Source organism: Bordetella genomosp. 12 (assembly GCF_002261355.1).
Taxonomy (GTDB): Bacteria; Pseudomonadota; Gammaproteobacteria; order Burkholderiales; family Burkholderiaceae_B; genus Bordetella.
Window position 1 is genome coordinate 1,472,498 of record NZ_NEVU01000003.1, and the last position, 20,610, is coordinate 1,493,107.

The following is a 20,610-nucleotide window of genomic DNA, read 5'->3' on the forward strand; positions in this document are numbered from 1 at the left end:
GTATTTACAAGCATCTAGCGCGATTTTTAGTCTTTCCCTAGCACTAGGGGATTTTCCAAGTTTGTGAGCCAGGTACAGTTTCGGTACAGTGGCGAAGCACCGAGCGTACTTTTCGGAGCTTTAGCACATGGCTACCCTCGTCAAGACCCCCTCAGGCACCTGGAAAGCCGTCATTCGCAAGACAGGCTGGCCAACTTCGTCCAAAACATTTCGTACCAAACGCGACGCTGAAGATTGGGCACGGCGGACAGAAGACGAAATGGTGCGCGGCGTCTACATTCAGCGCGCTCCAGGCGAGCGCATGACGCTAGAGTCGGCCCTGACCCGCTACCTGCGCGAAGTCACCCCCACCAAACGCGAATCCACCCGCGCCTCAGAGCTCAAGAAAGCCCAGCCGCTACTCAAACACCTTGGCAAATACTCGCTCGCTGCCTTGAGCGCCGATATCGTCGCCCAATACCGCGACATGCGGCTGGCAGGCGATCCCGACGAAAACGGCAAGCCAGTGCCGCGCAGCAACAACACCGTGCGCCTGGAGCTGGCACTACTCAGCCACCTATTCACCATCGCCATCAAAGAATGGGGCTTGGGTCTGCCCTTCAATCCCGTCTCTCAGATTCGCCGCCCGGCTCCCGGCGCAGGTCGCAATCGCAGGCTGACACTCGCAGAAAATAAACGGCTGTTAGCCGCCGTCGATGCCTACTCCAACCCCATGTTCAGTTGGATCGTGCGCATCGCCCTGGAAACCGGCATGCGGCTCTCCGAGATCGGTGGCCTGCGCCTCGGTCAAGTAGACCTGCAAAAACGCGTCGTGCGCCTGGATATCACCAAGAACTCATCGCCACGCACCGTACCACTCACCAAAGCGGCGACGGCGGCATTTCAGGCGGCGATGGATAACCCCACTCGACCACCAGAAACCGATCTGGTGTTCTTTGGTGAACCGGGGCGTGATGGTGTACGACGGCCGTATCTATTCGACAAGGCCTGGACGGATGCGAAGAAAGAGGCGGGACTGACGGACTTCCGGTTTCATGATCTGAGACATGAAGCAGTTAGCCGGTTGGTGGAGGCAGGGTTATCCGATCAGGAAGTGGCGGCGATCAGCGGGCATAAGAGTATGCAGATGCTGAAGCGGTATACGCATTTAAGGGCTGAGGATTTGGTGGGGAAGCTGGATAAGTTGGATTGCTGAGCGTCGGCTATCGGCCAGAAGCGGCCGTTCGTGAGAGTCGGCTTTCGGTTACTAAAAATGGGAAATAAAGACGTGTCTGAGAATCGGCGCCCTTACCATTACGCAGAGCTTGACCTGCTTCATGCGGCGGAGCTCCTTCATCAAGTCAAGGCTGACTCTGCACGTCTCGACCTTGTGCACGAACTTCAGCGTCATCTCATTCGCTGCATCGTACGCACCGAATTGCGAGTGCTGCGCCTGCGGCGTAGGCGAAAAAGCCTTCCGCAGAAAGACGACCAACGCGCCACAAAGGAGCAGGCGCAAGCGCGCAAGGCCGGATTGAGGGCGCTACGCGAGAGGGAAGAACAATTGCTGCATCTCTTGTTTCTCTGGCGATGTTTTGGTGACGGCATCGCTTTCATCTACCAGTCGAAGTACAGCCTCAAACACACCTATTATGACGCGACCTATAACGTGAAGGCTCCGGCAGGTTTCATCACCGAGCATGGTCGGCTCAAACGAGGTTTTGCTCGTGAGTATCGCATCCTGTGTTCCGGCATCAAACACAACGTTCCAGTTGTCCTATGTGACCTTACGAATGTGATCCGCTACGGTGATGTGTGTGCTCTTGGCGCAGAGGATCCTTGCCTTATCGAAGTAAAGACTTCGCGCAATCGAAACGCTCGAACGGATAGGCAAGCCAAGCTGCTTCAGGAGTTGACAAACTTCTATGTTAACGACGGCGCCTCTAATTTTCGAGGAATTACAAACGTCCTTCGTGTCGCGACGATGGCTGAAGAGGTGGATCACCGGAGTGTTTTGAATGCGTGTATTGAGGCCGGAATGCGGACAGGTTGGAACACGGCAACACCAGAGCCAGGTCTGACCTACTTAGTGTGCTCAGTGATGGACGAAGCGAGGTTTAAACAGCACGGGACCACACCGTCGACCGTGGTTTACTTTCTCTCGGCCCAACCCGACTACCTGCCGAGCTATCCGTTCACGCTGTCGATGGAACCCGCGAATAGCGTCGCATTCATGCAGCAGGCTTTCGGACTGGTGGTGTTTATAGATATGAAGAACGTTAAGGCCTCTTTCGCTAGGTGTGGCGTCGAAGCGACCGTAATCATGGACGGTACCCATTCTGTCCAAATTACCAAGACTCCGCACAACCTCATCATGGGCGTTCAGCGTATTAGCGAACAAATGCTTGGCCGCGTGGCAACCGAGTTCCTTTCTATTGAATCGTTCGCGGATGAGATGTCCCAGATGCTCGATGTTGAGCTTGGACCTCCAATGACCCTCGACGAGGCGTTGGCCCTACCTGGTGTGGCCACAGAGGTGCCCCGTGAATGGAATGAGGTAGTGGACTTCTGGGAGCGGAAATGAGCAGCCTTCTCCCTTGCGCCCACTGCGGTGGGAAGGCGTTCTACAGTTAATGACCGTTTTGCGGCTCCCAGTTTGCGAGCGTGGAAGTCTCCATGGGGTCGAAAGCGGGCGTCCGGCCTAGTCTGCTATCTGCCAAGAGCAACTTCAGCTTTCCAATTCATTAAGGAACTTTGCACTTACTATTAGCCAACCTGCCAATGCACGACAAGAACAAACGGGAGTCTAATGCATGAACTTCTACGATTGGATGCTTTACAAAGGGCTATCAAAGTCCTCTGCACGCAGTTACGACGGGGCGCTCCGTGGCGTACTGTCAGAGTGGGCGATGAATAGCGACCTGATTTCAGGCCCTCTGATCGCGTTGAGTAGTTCTTCGGCCTTTGATGCCCTTTCCCCAAGAATCCAGGAGCTACCTATCTTCAAAGAGCGAAACATGCGTGGGCACCACATGTATAGCGCTACATTGTCGCAATTCGCTGCATACCTAGCGAGCAACGGCAGCGATGACATGCAAGCCGACCTTGAACAGATCATCGGCGATCCGAGCATGACCATGACTGAAAAGACAGCACTGATCAAGTCAAGGGTCGGTCAGGGAACGTTTCGGGACAAGGTGCTACGCCACTGGACCTGCTGTGCTGTGACGGGTTTCAGCGACACATCCCTCCTCATTGCATCTCACATCAAGCCGTGGAAGAAATCAACGAATAGTGAAAGACTGGACGAATGGAACGGATTGCTTTTTTCGCCAAATTTGGACAAAGCGTTTGACAAAGGATTTATCACATTTGAGACAAGTGGCTCAATTCGCATCTCACCATTTTTCAACGAGGCTGCGAAACTTGGCATCATGCCTTCGATGAAGATCGCCCTGAAACCTCAGCACGAGATGTACATGGCTCACCATCGCGTGGAGGAGTTCAAGGGCAATTAGTAACCTGCAATCAGGAGGCTGGGCATCTAAGTCAATCAAGCATAAATCCGCTACTCACTCCTTACGTGTTGACTGACCTCCGTAAGTCGAAATTAGTCTTTCACCAATGAGCATATGGGTAGTATAAAAATACTGGTGCCCGAGGCCAGAATCGAACTGGCACGCCTTGCGGCGGGGGATTTTCTTACCGCTTCGGCTTTCGTCGCCGTCGCTTGGCAAGCAACGTTCGCGGTCTGGAGCACGCCTTCACCTTAGCCTTTCGACCTTAGGTGCCCGCCGTCTGCTCTCTACACCTTCCTGGCGGTCAATCACCAGGCTTGGCTCGGTATTAGCTCGGACACGTAAATCCAGGGCCTTCGCCGAGTTTGACGGGCTTCACTTCATGGGTTTCCCCTTGAAGGCTCAAATTGGTCTGAGTCCCCTGCGTCTACCAATTTCACCACTCGGGCACACGACCGAAATGTAGCATCAAAAGCAGGCTGAAAATGCGCTGATTCGCGCCAAATTTCATTAAAATCAATGCCTTCCGTAATCAAGCGCAATCTAGCGTAAGGCTGAACGAAACACCTGCCACGGCGTCGCCTCGATCACGCAGAATATGGCTTTTGGACGCGGCCCCTAAAGTACAAAACACGGCCACAGATAAGGCCAAAATCGAAGCAAACCGGGCCTAAGAATACTCAGCCCACCGCTGACAGCCCACGAATTTCGCCAAGAACCCTCAGGGATTTGTACATTAAGGGCCATCCCGTCTTGTTGATTCATGCCCCACTCACGGCCTCAGCGATATCCATGTTTTTCATCTGTTGCGGCAGCAACCAACAGCCTCGCAGAGCAAGATTCCGTTGAGCCTCGGGCGAATAAGGGGGGGTGTTGTCGCGATAGGGTGCGCAGCAGCGTATGGCTACAACACATATCTTGCCATTTGCAGCAAGGCAACAAGATGCAAAGGAATGCGATTTAGGAAAACCGAATTTCTAAATTGCCTTGTTGTGCATTAAGTTGCCTTCAGTTGCCCTGAATTGCCTTTACGGAGGGCCGCAGCGCATGAAATTGCCTTGAGTTGCCCTGAGTTGCGTTCATTCGCATTGAATTGCCTTCATGCCCCGAGCGTCAGATAAGGTCGTCGTCCAGGCGGTTTGAACGATGCCCAGACACCGGCATTGCATCCTCCCTGCCCACGCAGGATGCAGCCGTTCGGTATGCATGCCCCGCCAATGCCCCTAAACGGGCCTCAGAGCCCTTCAAACGCTTTGGTTGACCCCTGACATACCGTGCGACGTAACGCGTGAACTGGCTGTAGCTCATGACGCCCAGAGCGTCTCTGTGCGCATCGTAGATGGTCATCAGGGTGTGACCCGCGTCGAACAGGCTGCGTATCGCCCCTAGACGAGCCAGAAAGGCCACGCGAGCGGCCCCGCGATGTTGCTTACCCATCTTCGCGCCGATCATCCGCGTGAGGCCATGGATCGTTTTGTTTGGTGCTGCCGATCTACCGCAACACGAATGCGCGCCTTGAAGGCACTCATGCTCTCTCCGGGTTGAGCGTTGAGCTTTAGCAACCGTCCTGTCGCGATGATGCCCTCATCGCTTTCCCACCACCCTGACGGCAAGGGTTCGCCTATTTCCTTTGAAAAAGGAAATACCTCCCCCACCCCCACCCCCTCCCCCGGTCTGGGTATTGATTTATAAGCACTTTTTGCAATTGTGGATAACTTCCGGCTTTTTATGCGGTCTAAAGATGTCCACAGGGCACCTCTCGCGCTGGGGGTACGGAAGTTCAACCAGCGGGGCCAAGACAGCACAAAAACCTCCCCGGTTTCGCTATCGAGCGCCACGAGCTTGCGGCGCTCAAACTCGCGCAAAGCCTCTTCCAGCACCGCAATCGGTAACGACAGGTCGGCCGCCGCACGAGGCCGTGGCAGGAAATAGCAACCGCAGGCGCTGGCATCCGGCGAAAAAAACAGATACGCCCCAATGAGCTTTTGATCCGGCAGCAAATTGCTGATCGCAGGCCACGCCAACAGGTTGCACGGCACAGCCCTTGTGTCCACCGCGCTCATACAGCCGCTCCAGGAGCCTCCAGGCCTGTCCGCATGGTCTTACCTGCCTGACGCGGCGTTAACGCGCCAGAAGCCGCCTGAGGGGCTTCTGCGTGGCACAAGTAGGTAGCAATATCCGTTGTTCGGAAATACACCCGCCGCCCGATCTTCACGCGGGCCTCGCAGATTCTCAGCGCATAGGGCTGCGAAGTGCGTAACGCGACCCGCAAACCGTCAGCACTGCGGTGCAGCAGCTCGGCCAACTGCTGCAAGCTAAGCAGCGGCCCGTACTTTTGATGCAGATTGCTTTCCAAGGCTTGCTGGCTGTGCGCATTGTTCATTCTGAATCCTTTCGGTGTCATTCGATAGGTATAGAAGTTACGCGTAAGCACTGCCCTTGAAAGACCTAAAATATGACAGTAAGGTTGACGAACATCGGTTGGCACCTACATCGAAAGACATGACACCAATAGAGGCCAAAAAAATCATCGTGTGCGATGGCTGCCCAAGCACCGTCGCGGCAGCCGTGCGTCGTTTCGAACAAGCCTGCACGCCCTCATACACCACAGCCTCACGCCGCTACTCAATCTGGAGCTTGCTGCGTGAGCAGATGGACGCCCCGGTCGCAGAGGCGCTGCAAGCAGCGAAGCTGCCCAACCTGCTGGGTCACTCATTCTCGCGCTGGCTAGAACTGGGCTGCGAACGCGGAGAAAGAGTGCGACTCGAAAGGCTCGGCAAAAACATACGAGCCTTGCAACGCGCCTTCAAATCTGAGTTTTATCCCGGCCTACATGCCTTACTGGATACGCTATGCGAAGTGGGATTTTTTGTCCTGTCGCGCACACCTCGAATATCCGTTGGCGTGTCCAAAGAGAAAGCCTCCCAAGCCGTCAACTATGGACGCCGCCAATCGTCTGAATATCCCTTTTGCGAGTTATGCTGGAAACAATCCATGCGTGCTGTTGCAGAAGAAAAAGCAAAGAAATTATCCGCAGGCACGCGTGTGCCGCTGGCCGAAATCATACGTTTTAGCAGCCGCTTTTGTGCCGACCATAACCCCTCCGACCCCGCTTCACGCTATCGCGTAGACCATCGCTATCGGCAACGATTTCAAGATGAAGTAAAACGACAGTGGGGACTAGTGAGAGGCAAGCAAGCGCCGTGGACTCACACCCCCGATGAATGGGCAGTCCGCATGCAAGCGTACGGATTGGCGCGAGTACCCGACGAAACACGAGCCGATGAAATGCGCCGCATGGCCGCGCAAGGCACACCAAGAAAAGCCATCGCCGAACACTTCGGCGTCAGCCGCCAAGCCGTTCACAAGGCGCTCAAGCGCGTTTAAATCGGTGAGAAAGGAGAAACCCACATGCCGCCCAAAGTACATCCTGGCGAGATTATCAAGAAGGACATCATGGAACCGTTGGGGCTGGATTTAGAGACGGCTGCGGGACTTTTTGGTGTACAGCCAGAGGTGTTGGCTAGGGTTATCGCGGGGCAATGTGCTGTCACTCAGGAGCTTGCTGTCGGGCTTGCGAAGCAAGGGCATGGCACTGAGCGGATGTGGTTTGCGTTGCAGAAGGCAACTAGTGCACGGACTTAGAACCCAGAAAATCGCGAGTCCAACCTACTTCAGATACACGACAAAACACTGATTCACTTGCAGCTGCGAAAAATCATAGCAATGCGCTCAAGCCAGATGAAAAATTTCCGATTTCAAGTTATTTTTCAGCATTTTTCCGAGAAAAAAAACAATGGCCTATGCTAGATTTCACTGCCCAGGTGCCGTCGGAACCTAATGAGGCAAAGGAAGCATAAGAGCAACGCAAAGGCAAATTTAGAACAAACCCGGAAAGCACCAAGCATACGCCTAGCACCTGCTTTACAAAGAAAATCCCCTTCGGTTTGAATGAATTCTTAGCCGCTAGAGCATTGAATTTTTGTATGCTAAAATCGCACTATCCTTACTGCTGGCATCAAGTGTTTTGACTACCCGGAAGTTAGATTTCTCAAGCTTCTTACGTCTCCAAGCGTTTCCGTATGCGCCAAAAACTATATGGATTGCTAGGCCAACAATCGCAACAACCCCTCCAATAACTGATATTGTTTCAGCATAGCTACCAGATGCATTTCTTTGCATTTGCTCAATAATAGACATAAGCATCTGAAGAAACAGTTCAATTGGCAGAAGAATCACTCCAATAAGCCACAGCTGTGCAAAAAATGCCCATATTGAGCCAAAGAAAAAAGCTGGCCATGACCAGCCATTCTTTACGACCCGATAGGCTCCATTGCTTCCTTCGTATACGTTAAAAGATCTCATTTAGGTTTCTCTATTGTTGTGCTGCTAACGCCGTATATTTTTGATCTGTCCCAGCTTAGGCATCGAGAGCCCGGCTTGCGCGCCCGATAACGTATTGGTGTTAGAGCAACCGTATCAGCAGGGAGCGCATACCGGATCTCGCGCCCTGCGCTCGAACAGTGGCACGAGGATAAACTTCGCACCGATAAGACAAGGGCATCTGTATCTTGATTTGACGAAAAACTCCTTATGGAGTTGTTAGACGACGTTTTCGTCGTCAATGCCTCATCATGCGATTCATGTCATCAAGCACGCGTTTCGTTACATCTGAGTCACGCTCGACGGTAATAATGGTTCCGCCGCTTGTGTCTCGGATGAATACGACGAAATAAACGGAGGCATCTATTACGATTTTTGCGGATGCACTCTCATGATCAGCAGCGGTAGCTCCCTTAGAGAGGGCATACGATTTTGCTGCCTCATAGTAGAGGTCTGGGAAAGTTGAGTAGCCCACGCCAGATGAAACCATTCTTTTTACCCTTGATTCGACTGCCGTATCTCTCCGTGTCTTGGAAGATGCGAAAAAATACACAATGCCAGCAACGGCGAGGATGAGCAGAAAAACCCCCATGTTTATCAGCGCCTCATGTATTGGCGAATAGCGGAGAACGCAACACGATCTTCGTTGCTGGACATGCGTGTGCCAGAAAGAGACTCAAAACCTTTGAACTTGAAAACCATGAAGGTTTTGATCTTTAGGCTGGTTATGTAGGATGAATCATCGGGGCAGGTAACCATGATTTTCATCATCCCGCCTTGGCAAACCACATCTATGGACTCATCAAACCAATGGCTTCGCCCACAGGCGCATTGGAAGTTGTCCCGGTAGATGGACATGTTCATGGTGTTTGACGCAGCATTACCGAAATCATTCATAAAGCCGTCGAAGCTCAACATCTTCATCTTTGCTGTTCCTCCTTCAGGTGTAGCGACCTTTCTCTTGATCGAAAGAATTGTAATGGTTTGTGAACAAATTGGGCGCATCACGTCATGTATTTGAACTGGCCTCCGAATGTGATCAGCTGCCAGTGATAGCCGTAGCCCACCCTAACGTCCTATTTTTCATGGACGACATAGCCCATTGTGAGTCATCAGTGCGCTTCATCGAGCGCGCCATTCAAGGTGCTCCTGACTCGCCGTCATGAGTTCGACGCCTTGTTGTTTTGGCACAGCAGTACGTATCTAGGCGCGGTAGGCACTCGGCCAAGCCGGTCGTCATACCACTTCACGTATCTCCACGGCACGATGCCGTATTCGACGTGTGCCGAGTCAACCCCGTGTGCAGACTGACTTTGCGCGCACCGGGGTACCACGCCCTTTTATCTCACCTTCCGCCGCTTCAAGCGCCACAGCACGCAAACTCGGTATGGAGGAGGCGCGGCCTGCGCAGTGGAGGCCGCGCAGAGGCAGACGCGAACGCACGCCCAATGACGCGCTGAAATGCGCCATGATGACTTGACGGTGGAAAGTGCCAATGCCATCGGCAACGCTCGCGGCCAGCGTGGCTTTTAAATGCTGCCGCCCTGCGCACTGGGTCGTCTCCCGTGTGAACGTAGCGCATAAACATCGCCACGGTCTTGTGCACAGTCCGCTACATCCCAACTAACACCAGGCACCAGCTGCCCCATGCCCCCCCGCAATACCAAACCCACACCTCGGTACAGTACAAGTACACACATCAGTTCCCGACGATTTCGCTAAAATACGATAAGCAACTGATTTAAAACTACTTTCCCCTACCCCAAGCTACGCTCGGTTTCGTACCACTTCCCTAGACCAGCACCTTAAATCGCCAACTCAAAATCACCCGCCGAAAGGCGGGAATGTTCGAGTTGGCCCCGGGCATCACTAGAATCCATAGTATTTAAGAGCAGCTAGCGCGATCTTTTATATTTTTCGTAGCACGTGGGATTTTTCCCAGTTTGCCAGCCGGATATCGCGGCAACGTGCCGCCCGTACGCTTGGGAGCCCTCTTATCTCGCTGAGCCCCTGGCAAATGCATTACGCTTTAGCCCGCCCTGACCCGTTAGTGCGCGAAGCCAGACCCACCAAACGCGAATCCACGCCCACTATAAATGCTGAATTACCGTCGTCAGATTTAACCGTTGTTCTATTCGGATTCGCTGCTTGTATTACGGAGTACGTAGTATGTACTTCGCCCACCCGGGGAAGATTTGTCCAGGATGTGATGCTGAAGAAGCTCCGTGATGTCTCGAAGAGCGGTGTCCTGCGAGCATTTGGCCAACGCAGCCCATTTGCGAGTCGTCAGCTTGCCTTCAAATCCGTCCAACAGTCGATTCAACACCTTGATCTGCCGCTCATTCATCGGAATGGTTGCCGCATGCCGCCAGAACTTCGCCTTGGCGAATACTAGATCGAGGAGGCCATGAGCCTGTTCGATGGCTTTTAGCAGGGTGGACAGAAACCACGTCAGCCACTGCGTCACATCCATGCCGCCCTTTTGCGTGTGTTCAAGGATGTCGTAATAGGCTTTGCGTTCCCGCTGGATCTGAGCGGATAAACTGTAAAACCGTTGTGGGCTGCCTTCGGCACGCGTCAGCAGTAGGTCGCCAATGGCACGTGCGATGCGGCCGTTGCCGTCGTCGAAAGGGTGCAACGTGACAAACCAGAGGTGGCCCAGACCCGCGCGAATGAGAGCAGGCTCTGTTGGTGCTGCGTTATTAAGCCATGCGAGGAAGCGGGCCATTTCGGCCGGTAACCGGCTGGCGGGCGGCGCCTCGAAATGCACCCTTTCTCTTCCAATAGAGCCGGAGATGACCTGCATGGGCCCGGTGCTGTCGTCTCGCCACTGGCCCACCTTGATGGCAGTGATACCAGAGTAGCCGGTAGGGAATAGCGCCGCATGCCAGCCGAATAAGCGCTCGGCAGTGAGAGGAGCCGCGGCTTTGCTGGTAGCGTCCAAAATCATGTCAACGATGCCGTCGACATGACGGTCTGCGGGGGCCAATGCACCGATATCGACGCCTAAGCGACGTGCGACAGCAGATCGGACCGAGACGACGTTGAGCGTGTCGCCTTCAATGGCGCTGGTTTGAACGACGTCTTCGGTCAGGGCCGCCAAGTTCGCTTCGCCGCGCATAGCCGTGCCGACGTCTGCTAGACGGCCCAGCAATAGGCCTTGCGCACGACTGACGGCCGCCAACGGCTCTGCCAAGGCGGCATGGTCGTAGCGCCAATCGGGCCAGTGCGGCGATTGCCATAAGTATTCACCGCGATTCATGCGGTGATTGTGGGCACTTTAGACCGCCATTACATCCCGACACATCGATAATCCCCTCATTCTTAGCAGCTGAGATCCAGGTGGACTATTTCGGGACAACGCATTCGCGTGACCCTTGTTCATGCCCCACCCTCTCGCAAGCGCTGGAATCGCTGCGCTCCCCGGGGCGATTCACTGAGCCGTGGCGCGCAGTCTAAAGGCCGTTTCAGGGGCGCTTATGGCGGCCGAGGCTCAGCAACGTAAAATCTCAGGTTTCCAGCGTCCCTATGCGTGCCTTATGAATCTTGATCGACTGCGTCGCGAGTTTCCTGACTTCGACATCACCACCCTGCCGCCGCTGCCCGAAGGTTATTTCGACGCGTCGAGTTTTATCGATGCCGCGCCTTCGTTCGAGAACGAGGAAGGCAGTTTGAAGGTGTTTGTCGACTACGCCAACTATGCCGACCGCGCCTCCGGCAGGAGCCAGCGTTTCTGCGTGTCGCGCTTCGACGAGGAAGAAGGCGACTTCGAAGATGTCGCGCTGTCGACGAACGATTGGGCCGAGGTGCTGCGCTTTTTGAGCGCCTGACTTCCCGGGCCAGGAGCGCCCGGTTGGCGCTCCTGCTGCCGGACGGTCTATGCCACGCCCGCGAGCGCTTTCTGGTCCTGCTTCACTCAGGATCTGAGACGGCCTTAGCTCACGCGTTTGGGGTGGGCATCAATGCTGTGGGCAGACCGCAGGGCGCAAGCATGCCCGGTCCAGGCGGCATGAGGCGCACAGCGGGGATCCGTTATGAGGCGCGCCAGATCGCACGCAACGATAGGCGGAAGGATCGGCCGCCGGGGTGGGCGATGCATGGCTCAAGACTTCGCCCGGCCTGAGAAGCCAGGCGGGACGATGGTTGGAGTCGTCTCCAACTGCCTGCCGTCACCGCCGATGCGGATCAGACCTCCTGCTCGTTTTTCAGACGCACCAAGGCTTGGCGTAGGGCGTCGGGCAAGGGCGTGGGCCGGCGTGTCTGCGCGTCGACGTACACATGCACAAAGTGGCCCTGTGCGCTGGCCTGTTGGTCTCCGGCGCGGAACACACCGAGTTCGTAGCGCACGCTGGATTTGCCCATACTGGCCACGCGCAGGCCTATTTCCAATGCATCCGGGAAGGCGACAGATGAAAAATAGCTGCACCCGGTATCGACCACCAAACCAATGACTGGGCTGCTGCCGATGCGCAGCACGCCCTGCTCCATGAGGTACTGATTCACGGCGGTGTCGAAGTAGGAGTAGTAGACGACGTTATTGACATGGCCATAGACGTCGTTGTCCATCCACCGCGTTGCGATCGGCTGAAAATGCACGTAGTCGATGCGAGCCGAAGGTTGTTGCCTACTCATGTGTATTAGTACCCGTTCGGTGAGAGGCCGGATAGGCCAAATCGTGGCTCGCCAACATCTGCTCGGGCAAGGTCGACACAAACTCGGCAAAGCCCTTACCGCTGATGGCGATGTGGTCGATCATCGCGGATTGCGCCGCCTGCTCGTCTCCCGACAGGATGGCTTGGGTAATCCGCTCGTGGTCTTGCGCCGATTGCAGCATGCGCCCGGGCAACTGAAAGGGATTGCGCCGATAGCTCTGCGTACGGCGCCGGATGAGCCGCAATTGCTCGGCCAGGTAGCGATTGCAGCAGCCCTGGTAGAGCGCTTCATGAAAGTCGGCATTGGCCTGGCCATAAGCGGAGATCTCGCCGCTTTGGGCATGAACGAGACACGCGTTCATGGCCTCGATCATGGTCTGGCGCCAGGGATCCTGGATCCGGCGCGCGGCCAGCTTGGCACAAGCGCCCTCCATCTCCGCCAGCAACTCGAACATCGCGCGCAGCTCGGCAATCGACATGCGCGCCACGAAGATGCCCTGTCGCGGCACGATCTGAACCTGCCCCTGCAGCGCCAGTTGCTGCAGGGCCTCGCGCACGGGCGTACGAGAGACCTCGAAACGTTCTGCCAGCGCGCGCTCGTCGAGCGTATCGCCAGGTAAGAGGACGCCGTTATCGATCTCCGCTTCGAGCTCCGTAACGATGTCTGCGGCCAGGCCGCGCTTCTTTTTGGGTAAGGTGATCATGATAGGAAGGCGAGCGGGGCGCCGTGCGAAGCCCCTGGCAAAGCAAGCATGAAACTTGGCGTGTGGGTGGCCAACAGCAAGGGCGTCCCACTGCGGGCAGCCAAGCCAGGTCTGCGCGTCACGGCCGCCCCGGACCTCCGGTGAGCAGCCATGCCGGCGAGGACTCGACACACGGCAAGCGGCGCGGTGTCGAGGTCGGAATGGGTGGCGACGATTGTACCGAAGTGACTCACAGCGACGGCTCCGCCCATCGCGTCGACCGCAGCAAAGCGCATGCCTTCTCACCCTTGCTCCTCGTCACGTGGCCTTGCCGCTTTTGGCCGCAGCCACGCCGACGGTCAGGGACCTGCGCCCGGGTCCCGGGGACTCAAGCCGCGTCAAGACCCGGCTGCGCAACCGCACTAAGCCCCCAGCGACCCGCCCCACTGCATGCCTCCCCTTGAATGCAATCCCGCCGCCATGCCAGGCGCGGCGTCCTGACGCGCCCGCTGCATCCGCGGACGTGCCCCCGTCCCTGGCGCGGCAAGCGCCCTGCCCGCCTCGTCATGCTGCGAGCGCCTGTCGTCCAGACGCCCGGATAGCCCGCAAAGGCTAGGCATGGACAGGCAGCAGCATGCCCCGCCTCGTGCGGCTGGTGTATTGGTAGTTCCACTAATAATTCACACCACCGATCGTGGTATACCACGAGGATATTTTCGAATACCATTAATGCTCATAACTCGGGTTCAGCCATGACGATCGATACCTCCACCCCTCCTTTGCTCTCCATTGACGGGCCCGTCGCCACCTTGCGGCTGAACCGCCCCGCCCAGGCCAACCGTATTGAGCCCGCCGACCTGCCCGTGCTACTGCAGCATTGCGAGCGCATCGCCCGGGACAGCGCCATCCGGGCGGTCATCCTGACGGGCACCGGCAAGCATTTCAGCGCCGGCTATGACTTGACCAGCATTCTGCAAAGTGTCGAAGAAGATCCCCACGCACGGCATGCCGTCAATCCTTTCGGCACCATGGTGGACACGCTGGAAGCGTTGCCCCAGCCGGTCATCTGCGCATTGAATGGCGGCGTTTACGGCGGCGCGACGGATCTGGCCCTGGCCTGCGATCTGCGCCTCGGCGTGCCCCACAGCAAGATGTTCATGCCCGCGGCGCGGCTGGGCCTGCATTACTACTTGAGCGGTATGCGGCGCTATGTATCGCGCCTGGGCTTTAACACCGCCAAGCGCCTGTTCCTGTTCGCGGAAGAGATGGACGCAGCACAAATGCTGAGCACGGGCTTCATCGAGCGCATCGTCCCCGCGGAACAACTCGAGCAGGCCGCGCGCGAGGCCGCGCATGCCGCCGCGGCGATGGCGCCGCTGGCCGTGCGCGGCATGAAGGCCGCGCTCAACGCGCTGGCTCAGGACAAGCTCGATCCCGAGCAGTTCGCCGCGACAGAGACCCAATGCCTGCGTTCGGCGGACATCCAGGAAGGCGTGACGGCCTGGCAGCAAAAACGCGCGCCGGTCTTTCATTCCCGTTAGGTTTTTTGCACGACTCTGGCATCCCGCCATTCACACCTATATCAATAACCTCATACGAGGAGACAAAACCATGCGTGTCAAACACGTATTCCCCCTGTTGACTGCGCTGGCCGCAACGGCCATGGCCTGCCTGCCGGCGGGCGCGTCGGCGGCCTATCCGGACCGCCCCATCAAGCTGCTCGTGGGCTACACCCCGGGCGGCGCGGCCGATGCGGCGGCGCGCTCGATCACCCCGCTCATGAGCGAGCTGCTCGGCCAATCCGTCGTGGTGGAGTACAAGCCCGGCGCGGGCGGCGCCATTGCGGCCGAAGCAACCATGCGGGCAGAACCTGACGGCTACACCTTGCACCTGATCGATTCGGGCGCGATGGTCGTGCTGCCCCATATCCGCAAGACCAATTTCGATCCGCTCAAATCATTCAAGCCGATAGGCACCGCAGCCGCCGGCGGCCTGGTTCTCGCCGTCCATCCCTCGCTGCCGGCCAAGACCTTGCCGGAATTCATTGCGCTGCTGCGCAAATCGCCGGACCAGTACAGCTATGCGACGTCCGGTGTGGGCGGCGGCGGCCATGTGGCGGCCGAACAGTTCAAGATCGAAACCGGTCTAGGCATGCAGCACGTGGCCTACCGTGGAGGCGGCCCGGCCATGGCGGATCTGATGGGCGGCCAGATCTCCGTCGGTATGTCCACGCTGGCCCCCGCCATCCCGCAGATAAAAGCCAACAAGATCCGCGCCCTGGGCGTGACGTCGCTGAACCGCGCCTCTGCTCTGCCCGATGTGCCCACCATCGCCGAACAAGGCTATCCCGGTTTCGAGGCGCTCAACTGGTATGCCCTTGTCGGCCCGGCGGGACTGCCAGATGACATCGTGGCCAAGCTCAATCAGGTTCTCGCGCAGACGCTGGCCTCGCAGAAGGTGCAAGACCTCCTGCGAGAGCAGGGCCTGGACGCCGTGCCAGATAGCCCGGCCCAATTGACCGAGCGTGTACGCGCAGATCTGGACAAATGGGGCAAGGTCATCAAGACCGCGGACATCAAGGCCGAGTAAAGCCACAAGCACAAGGAACAAGATGGAAACGAACGATACCCGTCCGCTAGCCGGGGTAAAGGTCCTCGAACTCGCCCAGATCATGGCCGGCCCCACCTGCGGCATGATGCTCGCCGACCTCGGTGCGGATGTCATCAAGGTCGAGAAGCTCCCGCATGGCGATGACTCGCGGCTCTACACCGGCGCAGGCGGCCAAGCCCTGCCGGCGCCGTTTGTCATGCTCAACCGCAACAAGCGCGGCATGGCGGTGAACCTGAAGCTGCCTGCCGGGCGCGATGTGCTGCAGCGCATGGTCCAAGGCAGCGATGTGTTTCTCGAGAACTACCGCAAGGGCACGATGGACAAGCTGGGCCTGGGTTGGGAAGCGCTCAGCGCCATCAATCCGGCGCTTGTCTATTGCAGCATCTCGGGCTATGGCCGCACGGGGCCCTACGCGGATAAGGGCGGCTTTGATCTGATCGCGCAGGCCTATGCCGGCCTGATGAGCGTAACGGGCGAGAAGGATGGCCCGCCGCTCAAACCCGGCAACTCCGTGGCCGACATCAATGCCGGCGTCATGGCCGTGGTCGGCGTACTCTCCGCGTTGCTGCACCGCGCCCGTAGCGGCCGCGGCCAATTCGTCGAGACCTCGCTCATCGAAGTCTCCCTGCAGCAGATGTACTGGTTTGCCTCGATGTTTTTCCAAACGGGCAAAGTCCCCGGCGCATCGGGATCGGCCCATCCGCTGACCGCGCCCTACCAGGCGTTTCGAACGCGCGACAGCTGGCTCGTCCTCGGCGGGGCCAATCAGGCCAATTGGGAGCGTATCGCCGATCTGCTGGGGCACCCGGAATGGAAAAGCGACCCGCGGTTTGTCACCAACGCCGACCGCAAGGCGAACGAAGCCGAGCTCGCTGCAGCCATCAGCCTCGAACTGGCCAACGATGACACGGCCAACTGGGTCGCGCGTTTCGATGGCGCCGGCATCCCCGCCGGGCCGGTACACAATATCGAGCAGGCCTTGAATCATCCGCAGACGCAGGCGCGCGACATGGTCATCAAAGTGGAGCACCCTATCGCCGGCACCGGCCATAGCCTCGCTCTGCCCGTCAAACTGTCGGCAACGCCCGCCCGCGTGACCCACCCGGCCCCCTTGCTGGGCGAGAACACGCGTGAGATTCTGCGTGAGTATGCGTTTCGAGACGACGAAATCGACGACCTGGTGCGCCAAGGCGCGGTCGCCGAGCACGCCAGCCCTTGCATGGCCTAGCTGCCCACTTAAACCGGGACTCTTGCATGAATGCCTTTCAATTTAATACCACGGGCTCCATCGTCTTTGGCGAAGGGGCTGCGAGCCGGCTGGGCGAGCTGGTCCACCCGCGCGGGCGACGCGTTTTGCTCGTCACGGACCCCGGTGTCATGCGCGCCGGCCTGGTGACGCCCATTCGGGATGCGCTGGATCAACAGGGTTTAACGCATCACCTGTTCGACGAGGTCGAGGCCGATCCGCCGGAAGCCCTCGTGCTCCGTGCCGCGCAAGCAGCCAGGCAAGCTCAAGTCGATGTGGTGCTGGGCATCGGCGGCGGCTCATCCTTGGATGTCGCCAAGCTGGTCGCGCTCCTGTTAGGCAGCGAACAATCCTTGACGGACATGTACGGGGTGAATCAAGCCCGCGGCCAGCGCCTGCCCTTGATTCTGGTTCCCACGACAGCCGGAACCGGCTCCGAAGTCACGCCCATTTCCATCGTGACGACCGGCGCGCATGAAAAGAAAGGCGTCGTATCGCCACTGCTGCTGCCCGATGTCGCGCTACTCGATCCCCGGCTGACGGCCGGCTTGCCCGCCCCCGTGACGGCAGCCACCGGCATCGACGCCATGGTGCACGCCATCGAGGCTTTCACCTCGGCGAACGCCAACAACAACCCCATCTCGCGCGGCCTGGCCCTGCAAGCTTTACAACTGCTGGGCGCGAATATCAAACAGGCGGTTAACGCGGGCCATGACATGGCGGCACGCTCGGGCATGCTGCTGGGATCCTTGCTCGCGGGCCAGGCTTTCGCCAACGCTCCGGTCGCCGCAGTCCATGCCTTGGCCTACCCCTTAGGGGGCCACTATGGCATCCCGCATGGCTTGTCGAACGCCCTGATGCTGCCCCATGTCCTTCGCTTCAATGCGCCGGTCAGCGCCCAGGCGTATGCCGAGATCGCGCCCTATGTATTCCCGGCGCTGCGTGGCGATGAGGGTCAGGCGGCATGCAGCCGGTTCATCGAGGCCATGGCGGCCCTCTGTGCTGACATCGGCCTGCCTACTCGCCTGCGCGACCTGAATATTGCGCAGGCAGACTGCAACGTTCTGGCCGAGGATGCGATGAAACAAACGCGTCTTCTGGTGAACAACCCCCGTCCCGTTCGCTACGAAGACGCGCTGGCCATCTACCAAGCCGCCTGGTAGCTTCCGTCGCCCGAGCATCCCTCTGCGCTCATCCGCCACCGTGTCTGAATGACTCGTGCATTCTTTTGAGTCATCCGCGCGGCCTGCCCCTTGAGCACACCGTAGGTGGGCGCTTTCTCGATCGTGGCTTCGTTGCCACGCCGTTAGCGCAGCGTCTGCGGCGCTTGCGCAGTCGGCACGTCCGCCCGGTAATCAGCGACTGGATAGGTGTGGATCCACGACAGACACCCGCGTTCGGCGCTTCATAGGCACGACTTCAGCGCAGGCATTGACGCCGCAGCATCTGAGCGGATTCTTCCAGACCGGATACGCGCCGGTGCGGCAACAAGCCGGGGGCTCAGGAAGCGTGGTCGTGGTGCTGGGGCATGCGGCGGCCTAGGGACAGGGTGTCCGGCGCCCGGTGAGGTGCGTTTACAACGCTGAGAATGCGCTGTGCGGCGCAGCGGCCTTCGGCGCAGGTGGCAGAGGCGGAGGGAGGCTGGCGATGGTATCGCGCGAAAACCCAGGAACGGCGTGAGCGCCGCCCCTGGGCGGGCAGCAGTTTTGGGGGTGCCGAAGCGCCCTCAATCATCAACCCGAGTGCGGGCGCTTGCCGGGGTTTTTCTTGTGGTGGGTGTGCGAGCCGCGCTCTTTGCTCACGCGCTGGCCGCCGCCTTGCGATTGGATGGTGAAGCCCTTGGGAGCGACAGGAGCGGGGGTGCGCTTGCGGTCGGCTTCGGTAACGATTTTGTTGCCCATGAAAAACTCTCTAGTTTGGTTGAACTGGCTATTGTTCCACATTCGCCCGGTTTATTCTCGGCCAGATGCCCGGCGCCAATCCGCCCCCCTGGCGCGGTGAGGCGGGCGGCCTGGCTTTGCCCGGGCCGCAGACGGGCAGCCCGCCCCGCTGCGGGGCAAACCATGCCGGCGCGGCAGCGGGTTGGCGGCCCTACACGCCCCCGCGCGAGGCGGGCGCCGCGCCCGGGTTCAGCGATTCGGCCAACCGCGTTTGTATCAATGCCAGCAGCGCCCGCACGCGCGCCGTCACGGAGTGGCGATGGCGGTAGGCCCCCAGCAGTTGCAAGGGCGCGGGGCGCAGATCCAGCGGCACTTCCTGCAATCGGCCTGCGGCCAGGTCTTCCTGGCAGGGGTAGGCCGCCACGATCGCGAAGCCGATGCCCTGACGCGCGCCGGCCACGGCCAGTTCGCCGCTGTTGACGCGGTAGCGGCTGCGCACCGGCACTTTGACGATGGCGTCGGCGGCGTCCAGAAACTGCCAGGGCTGGCCCTTGAGCGCGCTCAAGGTGGTAATGCAGGGCAGCGACCTCAGGTCACGCACGTGGCGCGGCATGCCGGTGCGGGCCAGCAGCTCGGGAGCCGCGACCACGATGCTGGGCAAGGTGGCGAGTTCGCGGGTGATGCAGGCACTGTCGTCCTGGCGCCCCCGGTGAAAGACGATGGACAGATCCACGTCCTCCCGCAATACCTCCAGCCCGGTCATGCGGGTATCGCATTCCAGTTCGATGCCTGGATGGACGCGGCAGAACTCGGCCAGGATGGGCGCGAGCAGTCGCGGCGCTTCGCCAGGCATGCAGATTCTGAGCGGGCCGCGCAGCTCACGCTGCACCGCGCCCAGCGCTTCCTGCGTCGACAACAGCGTATCGAGCAAGGGTTTGGCGCGTTCGTACAGCAGCCGGCCGGCTTCGGTCATGCGCAGGTGCCGGGTGCTGCGCTCCAACAAGCGCACCCCCAGCTTGCGTTCGAGCGCGGCGACATGCCGGCTGACGTTGGACGGGGGCATGACCAACAGACGCGCCGCGCCGGCAAAGCTATGCTCGTCCACCACCGCCGTATAGACACGGACCGCGTTCAGATCGAGGCCATCGCGCATGGATTATCCCGTTTGAGATATGAAAGGCTTCCATTTTTCCACCCTAGTTGTCATGAATGGCCCAATCTAAGATGCCCTGTGACACGGCGCGCCACGGTCAGCCCGACCTCGCCGCCCGTCTAAACAATCTCATGCCAAACCTATAAATGGCCGGATCCGCGATCGACGCGGGTCCAGCCTCGGCTCGGCCGGTGAGCCGTGATTTCAGGGGAAAAGGCCGCTGGGCGTATTTGCGAGCAATGTGCGGGGAGCGGGCCTGGGAGTCCTTCAGCCGCGCCCTTGTATTTCCTGGCCGAGACGGGTCAGCGATAGACCGCCAACACCCCAGCCCCTGCGCATGCAAGGGCGGCGCCGTAAACCGTGAAAACTTGCCCGAGACGCCATTGGGTCGGCTTGCACACGCTCCCTGGGAACGGCTTTGCCCGCAGAAGAGCATGCAGATTGCAGCGCGAGCAACATGGCATCCCGCCAACCGGCAGAATGATCCGTACTTCGCGCCAATGATC

General features: G+C 58.7%; 21 protein-coding genes. 10 read left to right on the plus strand and 11 right to left on the minus strand.

The annotated features are described in order from the left end of the window. Positions 1 to 127 precede the first annotated feature (127 nt). The 3 genes from CAL22_RS18875 to CAL22_RS18890 all read left to right on the plus strand — a co-directional run bounded on the left by CAL22_RS18875 (position 128) and on the right by CAL22_RS18890 (position 3,497). On the plus strand, positions 128 to 1,195 hold the full coding sequence (locus CAL22_RS18875) for a site-specific integrase (protein WP_094815777.1): 1,068 nt from the start codon (positions 128 to 130) through the stop codon (positions 1,193 to 1,195). Between the two features lie 57 nt (positions 1,196 to 1,252). Further along, positions 1,253 to 2,563, plus strand: a complete 1,311-nt coding sequence (locus CAL22_RS18885) for a hypothetical protein (RefSeq protein ID WP_143276999.1) — start codon at positions 1,253 to 1,255, stop codon at positions 2,561 to 2,563. 229 nt (positions 2,564 to 2,792) lie between these two features. After that, the gene (locus CAL22_RS18890) at positions 2,793 to 3,497 is read left to right on the plus strand and encodes an HNH endonuclease (RefSeq protein ID WP_094815783.1); all 705 of its coding nucleotides are present in this window, start codon (positions 2,793 to 2,795) and stop codon (positions 3,495 to 3,497) included. A gap of 1,113 nt (positions 3,498 to 4,610) precedes the next feature. Here CAL22_RS18890 and CAL22_RS21500 read toward each other — a convergent pair. Genes CAL22_RS21500 through CAL22_RS18905 form a run of 3 tightly spaced genes read right to left on the minus strand, consistent with a single transcriptional unit; the run spans position 4,611 to position 5,880 of the window. Continuing rightward, entirely contained in the window at positions 4,611 to 4,949 is a 339-nt protein-coding gene (locus CAL22_RS21500; RefSeq protein ID WP_094815785.1) for a TraK family protein, read from the minus strand. Further along, complete coding sequence (locus CAL22_RS18900) at positions 4,946 to 5,560, minus strand: hypothetical protein (RefSeq protein WP_094815787.1); 615 nt, start codon at positions 5,558 to 5,560, stop codon at positions 4,946 to 4,948. The genes CAL22_RS21500 and CAL22_RS18900 overlap by 4 nt, the downstream gene beginning before the upstream one ends. Continuing rightward, a complete protein-coding gene (locus CAL22_RS18905) occupies positions 5,557 to 5,880 on the minus strand; it encodes a hypothetical protein (protein ID WP_348271693.1) in 324 nt (107 codons plus the stop codon). Before CAL22_RS18905 ends, CAL22_RS18900 begins: the two co-directional genes overlap by 4 nt. A 56-nt stretch (positions 5,881 to 5,936) precedes the next feature. Between CAL22_RS18905 and CAL22_RS18910 the strand changes: the two genes are divergently transcribed. Further along, positions 5,937 to 6,884, plus strand: coding sequence for a helix-turn-helix domain-containing protein (locus CAL22_RS18910; RefSeq protein ID WP_143277001.1), 948 nt, complete (start codon positions 5,937 to 5,939; stop codon positions 6,882 to 6,884). Positions 6,885 to 6,908: 24 nt separating this feature from the next. Beyond that, on the plus strand, positions 6,909 to 7,142 hold the full coding sequence (locus CAL22_RS18915; RefSeq protein ID WP_094815791.1) for a HigA family addiction module antitoxin: 234 nt from the start codon (positions 6,909 to 6,911) through the stop codon (positions 7,140 to 7,142). A 321-nt stretch (positions 7,143 to 7,463) separates the two neighbouring features. Here CAL22_RS18915 and CAL22_RS18920 read toward each other — a convergent pair whose 3' ends face one another. The 4 genes from CAL22_RS18920 to CAL22_RS18935 all read right to left on the minus strand — a co-directional run bounded on the left by CAL22_RS18920 (position 7,464) and on the right by CAL22_RS18935 (position 11,142). Further along, positions 7,464 to 7,862 (minus strand): DUF2628 domain-containing protein, encoded by a 399-nt coding sequence (locus tag CAL22_RS18920; RefSeq protein ID WP_094815793.1) that lies wholly within the window; start codon positions 7,860 to 7,862, stop codon positions 7,464 to 7,466. A gap of 256 nt (positions 7,863 to 8,118) precedes the next feature. After that, positions 8,119 to 8,472 (minus strand): hypothetical protein, encoded by a 354-nt coding sequence (locus CAL22_RS21070; protein ID WP_143277002.1) that lies wholly within the window; start codon positions 8,470 to 8,472, stop codon positions 8,119 to 8,121. Positions 8,473 to 8,477: 5 nt separating this feature from the next. Further along, positions 8,478 to 8,804 (minus strand): hypothetical protein, encoded by a 327-nt coding sequence (locus CAL22_RS18925; RefSeq protein WP_094815795.1) that lies wholly within the window; start codon positions 8,802 to 8,804, stop codon positions 8,478 to 8,480. A gap of 1,207 nt (positions 8,805 to 10,011) precedes the next feature. Then, on the minus strand, positions 10,012 to 11,142 hold the full coding sequence (locus CAL22_RS18935; RefSeq protein ID WP_094815797.1) for a Fic family protein: 1,131 nt from the start codon (positions 11,140 to 11,142) through the stop codon (positions 10,012 to 10,014). Positions 11,143 to 11,419: 277 nt separating this feature from the next. On the opposite strand from CAL22_RS18935, the gene CAL22_RS18940 reads away from it, so the two are divergent. Further along, a complete protein-coding gene (locus tag CAL22_RS18940; RefSeq protein WP_094815799.1) occupies positions 11,420 to 11,710 on the plus strand; it encodes a hypothetical protein in 291 nt (96 codons plus the stop codon). A gap of 355 nt (positions 11,711 to 12,065) precedes the next feature. Here CAL22_RS18940 and CAL22_RS18945 read toward each other — a convergent pair whose 3' ends face one another. Both CAL22_RS18945 and CAL22_RS18950 read right to left on the minus strand, forming a co-directional pair. Next, the gene (locus tag CAL22_RS18945) at positions 12,066 to 12,512 is read right to left on the minus strand and encodes an acyl-CoA thioesterase (RefSeq protein ID WP_094815801.1); all 447 of its coding nucleotides are present in this window, start codon (positions 12,510 to 12,512) and stop codon (positions 12,066 to 12,068) included. Then, positions 12,505 to 13,236, minus strand: coding sequence for a GntR family transcriptional regulator (locus CAL22_RS18950; RefSeq protein WP_094815803.1), 732 nt, complete (start codon positions 13,234 to 13,236; stop codon positions 12,505 to 12,507). Before CAL22_RS18950 ends, CAL22_RS18945 begins: the two co-directional genes overlap by 8 nt. 731 nt (positions 13,237 to 13,967) lie before the next feature. On the opposite strand from CAL22_RS18950, the gene CAL22_RS18960 reads away from it, so the two are divergent. The 4 genes from CAL22_RS18960 to CAL22_RS18975 all read left to right on the plus strand — a co-directional run bounded on the left by CAL22_RS18960 (position 13,968) and on the right by CAL22_RS18975 (position 18,234). After that, the gene (locus tag CAL22_RS18960; protein ID WP_094815806.1) at positions 13,968 to 14,756 is read left to right on the plus strand and encodes an enoyl-CoA hydratase/isomerase family protein; all 789 of its coding nucleotides are present in this window, start codon (positions 13,968 to 13,970) and stop codon (positions 14,754 to 14,756) included. A 70-nt stretch (positions 14,757 to 14,826) separates the two neighbouring features. Then, a complete protein-coding gene (locus CAL22_RS18965; protein WP_094815808.1) occupies positions 14,827 to 15,804 on the plus strand; it encodes a Bug family tripartite tricarboxylate transporter substrate binding protein in 978 nt (325 codons plus the stop codon). 22 nt (positions 15,805 to 15,826) lie between these two features. Continuing rightward, entirely contained in the window at positions 15,827 to 17,053 is a 1,227-nt protein-coding gene (locus CAL22_RS18970) for a CaiB/BaiF CoA transferase family protein (protein ID WP_094815810.1), read from the plus strand. Positions 17,054 to 17,079: 26 nt separating this feature from the next. Further along, positions 17,080 to 18,234: an iron-containing alcohol dehydrogenase gene (locus CAL22_RS18975; RefSeq protein ID WP_094815812.1), complete on the plus strand. Its 1,155-nt coding sequence runs from the start codon at positions 17,080 to 17,082 to the stop codon at positions 18,232 to 18,234. Between the two features lie 570 nt (positions 18,235 to 18,804). Here CAL22_RS18975 and CAL22_RS21180 read toward each other — a convergent pair. Next, entirely contained in the window at positions 18,805 to 18,972 is a 168-nt protein-coding gene (locus CAL22_RS21180; protein ID WP_167383689.1) for a hypothetical protein, read from the minus strand. Between the two features lie 190 nt (positions 18,973 to 19,162). Next, a complete protein-coding gene (locus CAL22_RS18980; protein WP_094815814.1) occupies positions 19,163 to 20,104 on the minus strand; it encodes a LysR family transcriptional regulator in 942 nt (313 codons plus the stop codon). Positions 20,105 to 20,610 lie beyond the last annotated feature (506 nt).

Bases quoted from the DNA above. Each gene is read 5' to 3' on its own strand.
- CAL22_RS18875 (WP_094815777.1), top strand. From the start codon at position 128: ATGGCTACCCTCGTCAAGACCCCCTCAGGCACCTGGAAAGCCGTCATT.
- CAL22_RS18885 (WP_143276999.1), top strand. From the start codon at position 1,253: ATGGGAAATAAAGACGTGTCTGAGAATCGGCGCCCTTACCATTACGCA.
- CAL22_RS18890 (WP_094815783.1), top strand. From the start codon at position 2,793: ATGAACTTCTACGATTGGATGCTTTACAAAGGGCTATCAAAGTCCTCT.
- CAL22_RS21500 (WP_094815785.1), bottom strand. From the start codon at position 4,949: ATGATCGGCGCGAAGATGGGTAAGCAACATCGCGGGGCCGCTCGCGTG.
- CAL22_RS18900 (WP_094815787.1), bottom strand. From the start codon at position 5,560: ATGAGCGCGGTGGACACAAGGGCTGTGCCGTGCAACCTGTTGGCGTGG.
- CAL22_RS18905 (WP_348271693.1), bottom strand. From the start codon at position 5,880: ATGAACAATGCGCACAGCCAGCAAGCCTTGGAAAGCAATCTGCATCAA.
- CAL22_RS18915 (WP_094815791.1), top strand. From the start codon at position 6,909: ATGCCGCCCAAAGTACATCCTGGCGAGATTATCAAGAAGGACATCATG.
- CAL22_RS18920 (WP_094815793.1), bottom strand. From the start codon at position 7,862: ATGAGATCTTTTAACGTATACGAAGGAAGCAATGGAGCCTATCGGGTC.
- CAL22_RS21070 (WP_143277002.1), bottom strand. From the start codon at position 8,472: ATGGGGGTTTTTCTGCTCATCCTCGCCGTTGCTGGCATTGTGTATTTT.
- CAL22_RS18925 (WP_094815795.1), bottom strand. From the start codon at position 8,804: ATGAAGATGTTGAGCTTCGACGGCTTTATGAATGATTTCGGTAATGCT.
- CAL22_RS18935 (WP_094815797.1), bottom strand. From the start codon at position 11,142: ATGAATCGCGGTGAATACTTATGGCAATCGCCGCACTGGCCCGATTGG.
- CAL22_RS18940 (WP_094815799.1), top strand. From the start codon at position 11,420: ATGAATCTTGATCGACTGCGTCGCGAGTTTCCTGACTTCGACATCACC.
- CAL22_RS18945 (WP_094815801.1), bottom strand. From the start codon at position 12,512: ATGAGTAGGCAACAACCTTCGGCTCGCATCGACTACGTGCATTTTCAG.
- CAL22_RS18950 (WP_094815803.1), bottom strand. From the start codon at position 13,236: ATGATCACCTTACCCAAAAAGAAGCGCGGCCTGGCCGCAGACATCGTT.
- CAL22_RS18960 (WP_094815806.1), top strand. From the start codon at position 13,968: ATGACGATCGATACCTCCACCCCTCCTTTGCTCTCCATTGACGGGCCC.
- CAL22_RS18965 (WP_094815808.1), top strand. From the start codon at position 14,827: ATGCGTGTCAAACACGTATTCCCCCTGTTGACTGCGCTGGCCGCAACG.
- CAL22_RS18970 (WP_094815810.1), top strand. From the start codon at position 15,827: ATGGAAACGAACGATACCCGTCCGCTAGCCGGGGTAAAGGTCCTCGAA.
- CAL22_RS18975 (WP_094815812.1), top strand. From the start codon at position 17,080: ATGAATGCCTTTCAATTTAATACCACGGGCTCCATCGTCTTTGGCGAA.
- CAL22_RS21180 (WP_167383689.1), bottom strand. From the start codon at position 18,972: ATGGGCAACAAAATCGTTACCGAAGCCGACCGCAAGCGCACCCCCGCT.
- CAL22_RS18980 (WP_094815814.1), bottom strand. From the start codon at position 20,104: ATGCGCGATGGCCTCGATCTGAACGCGGTCCGTGTCTATACGGCGGTG.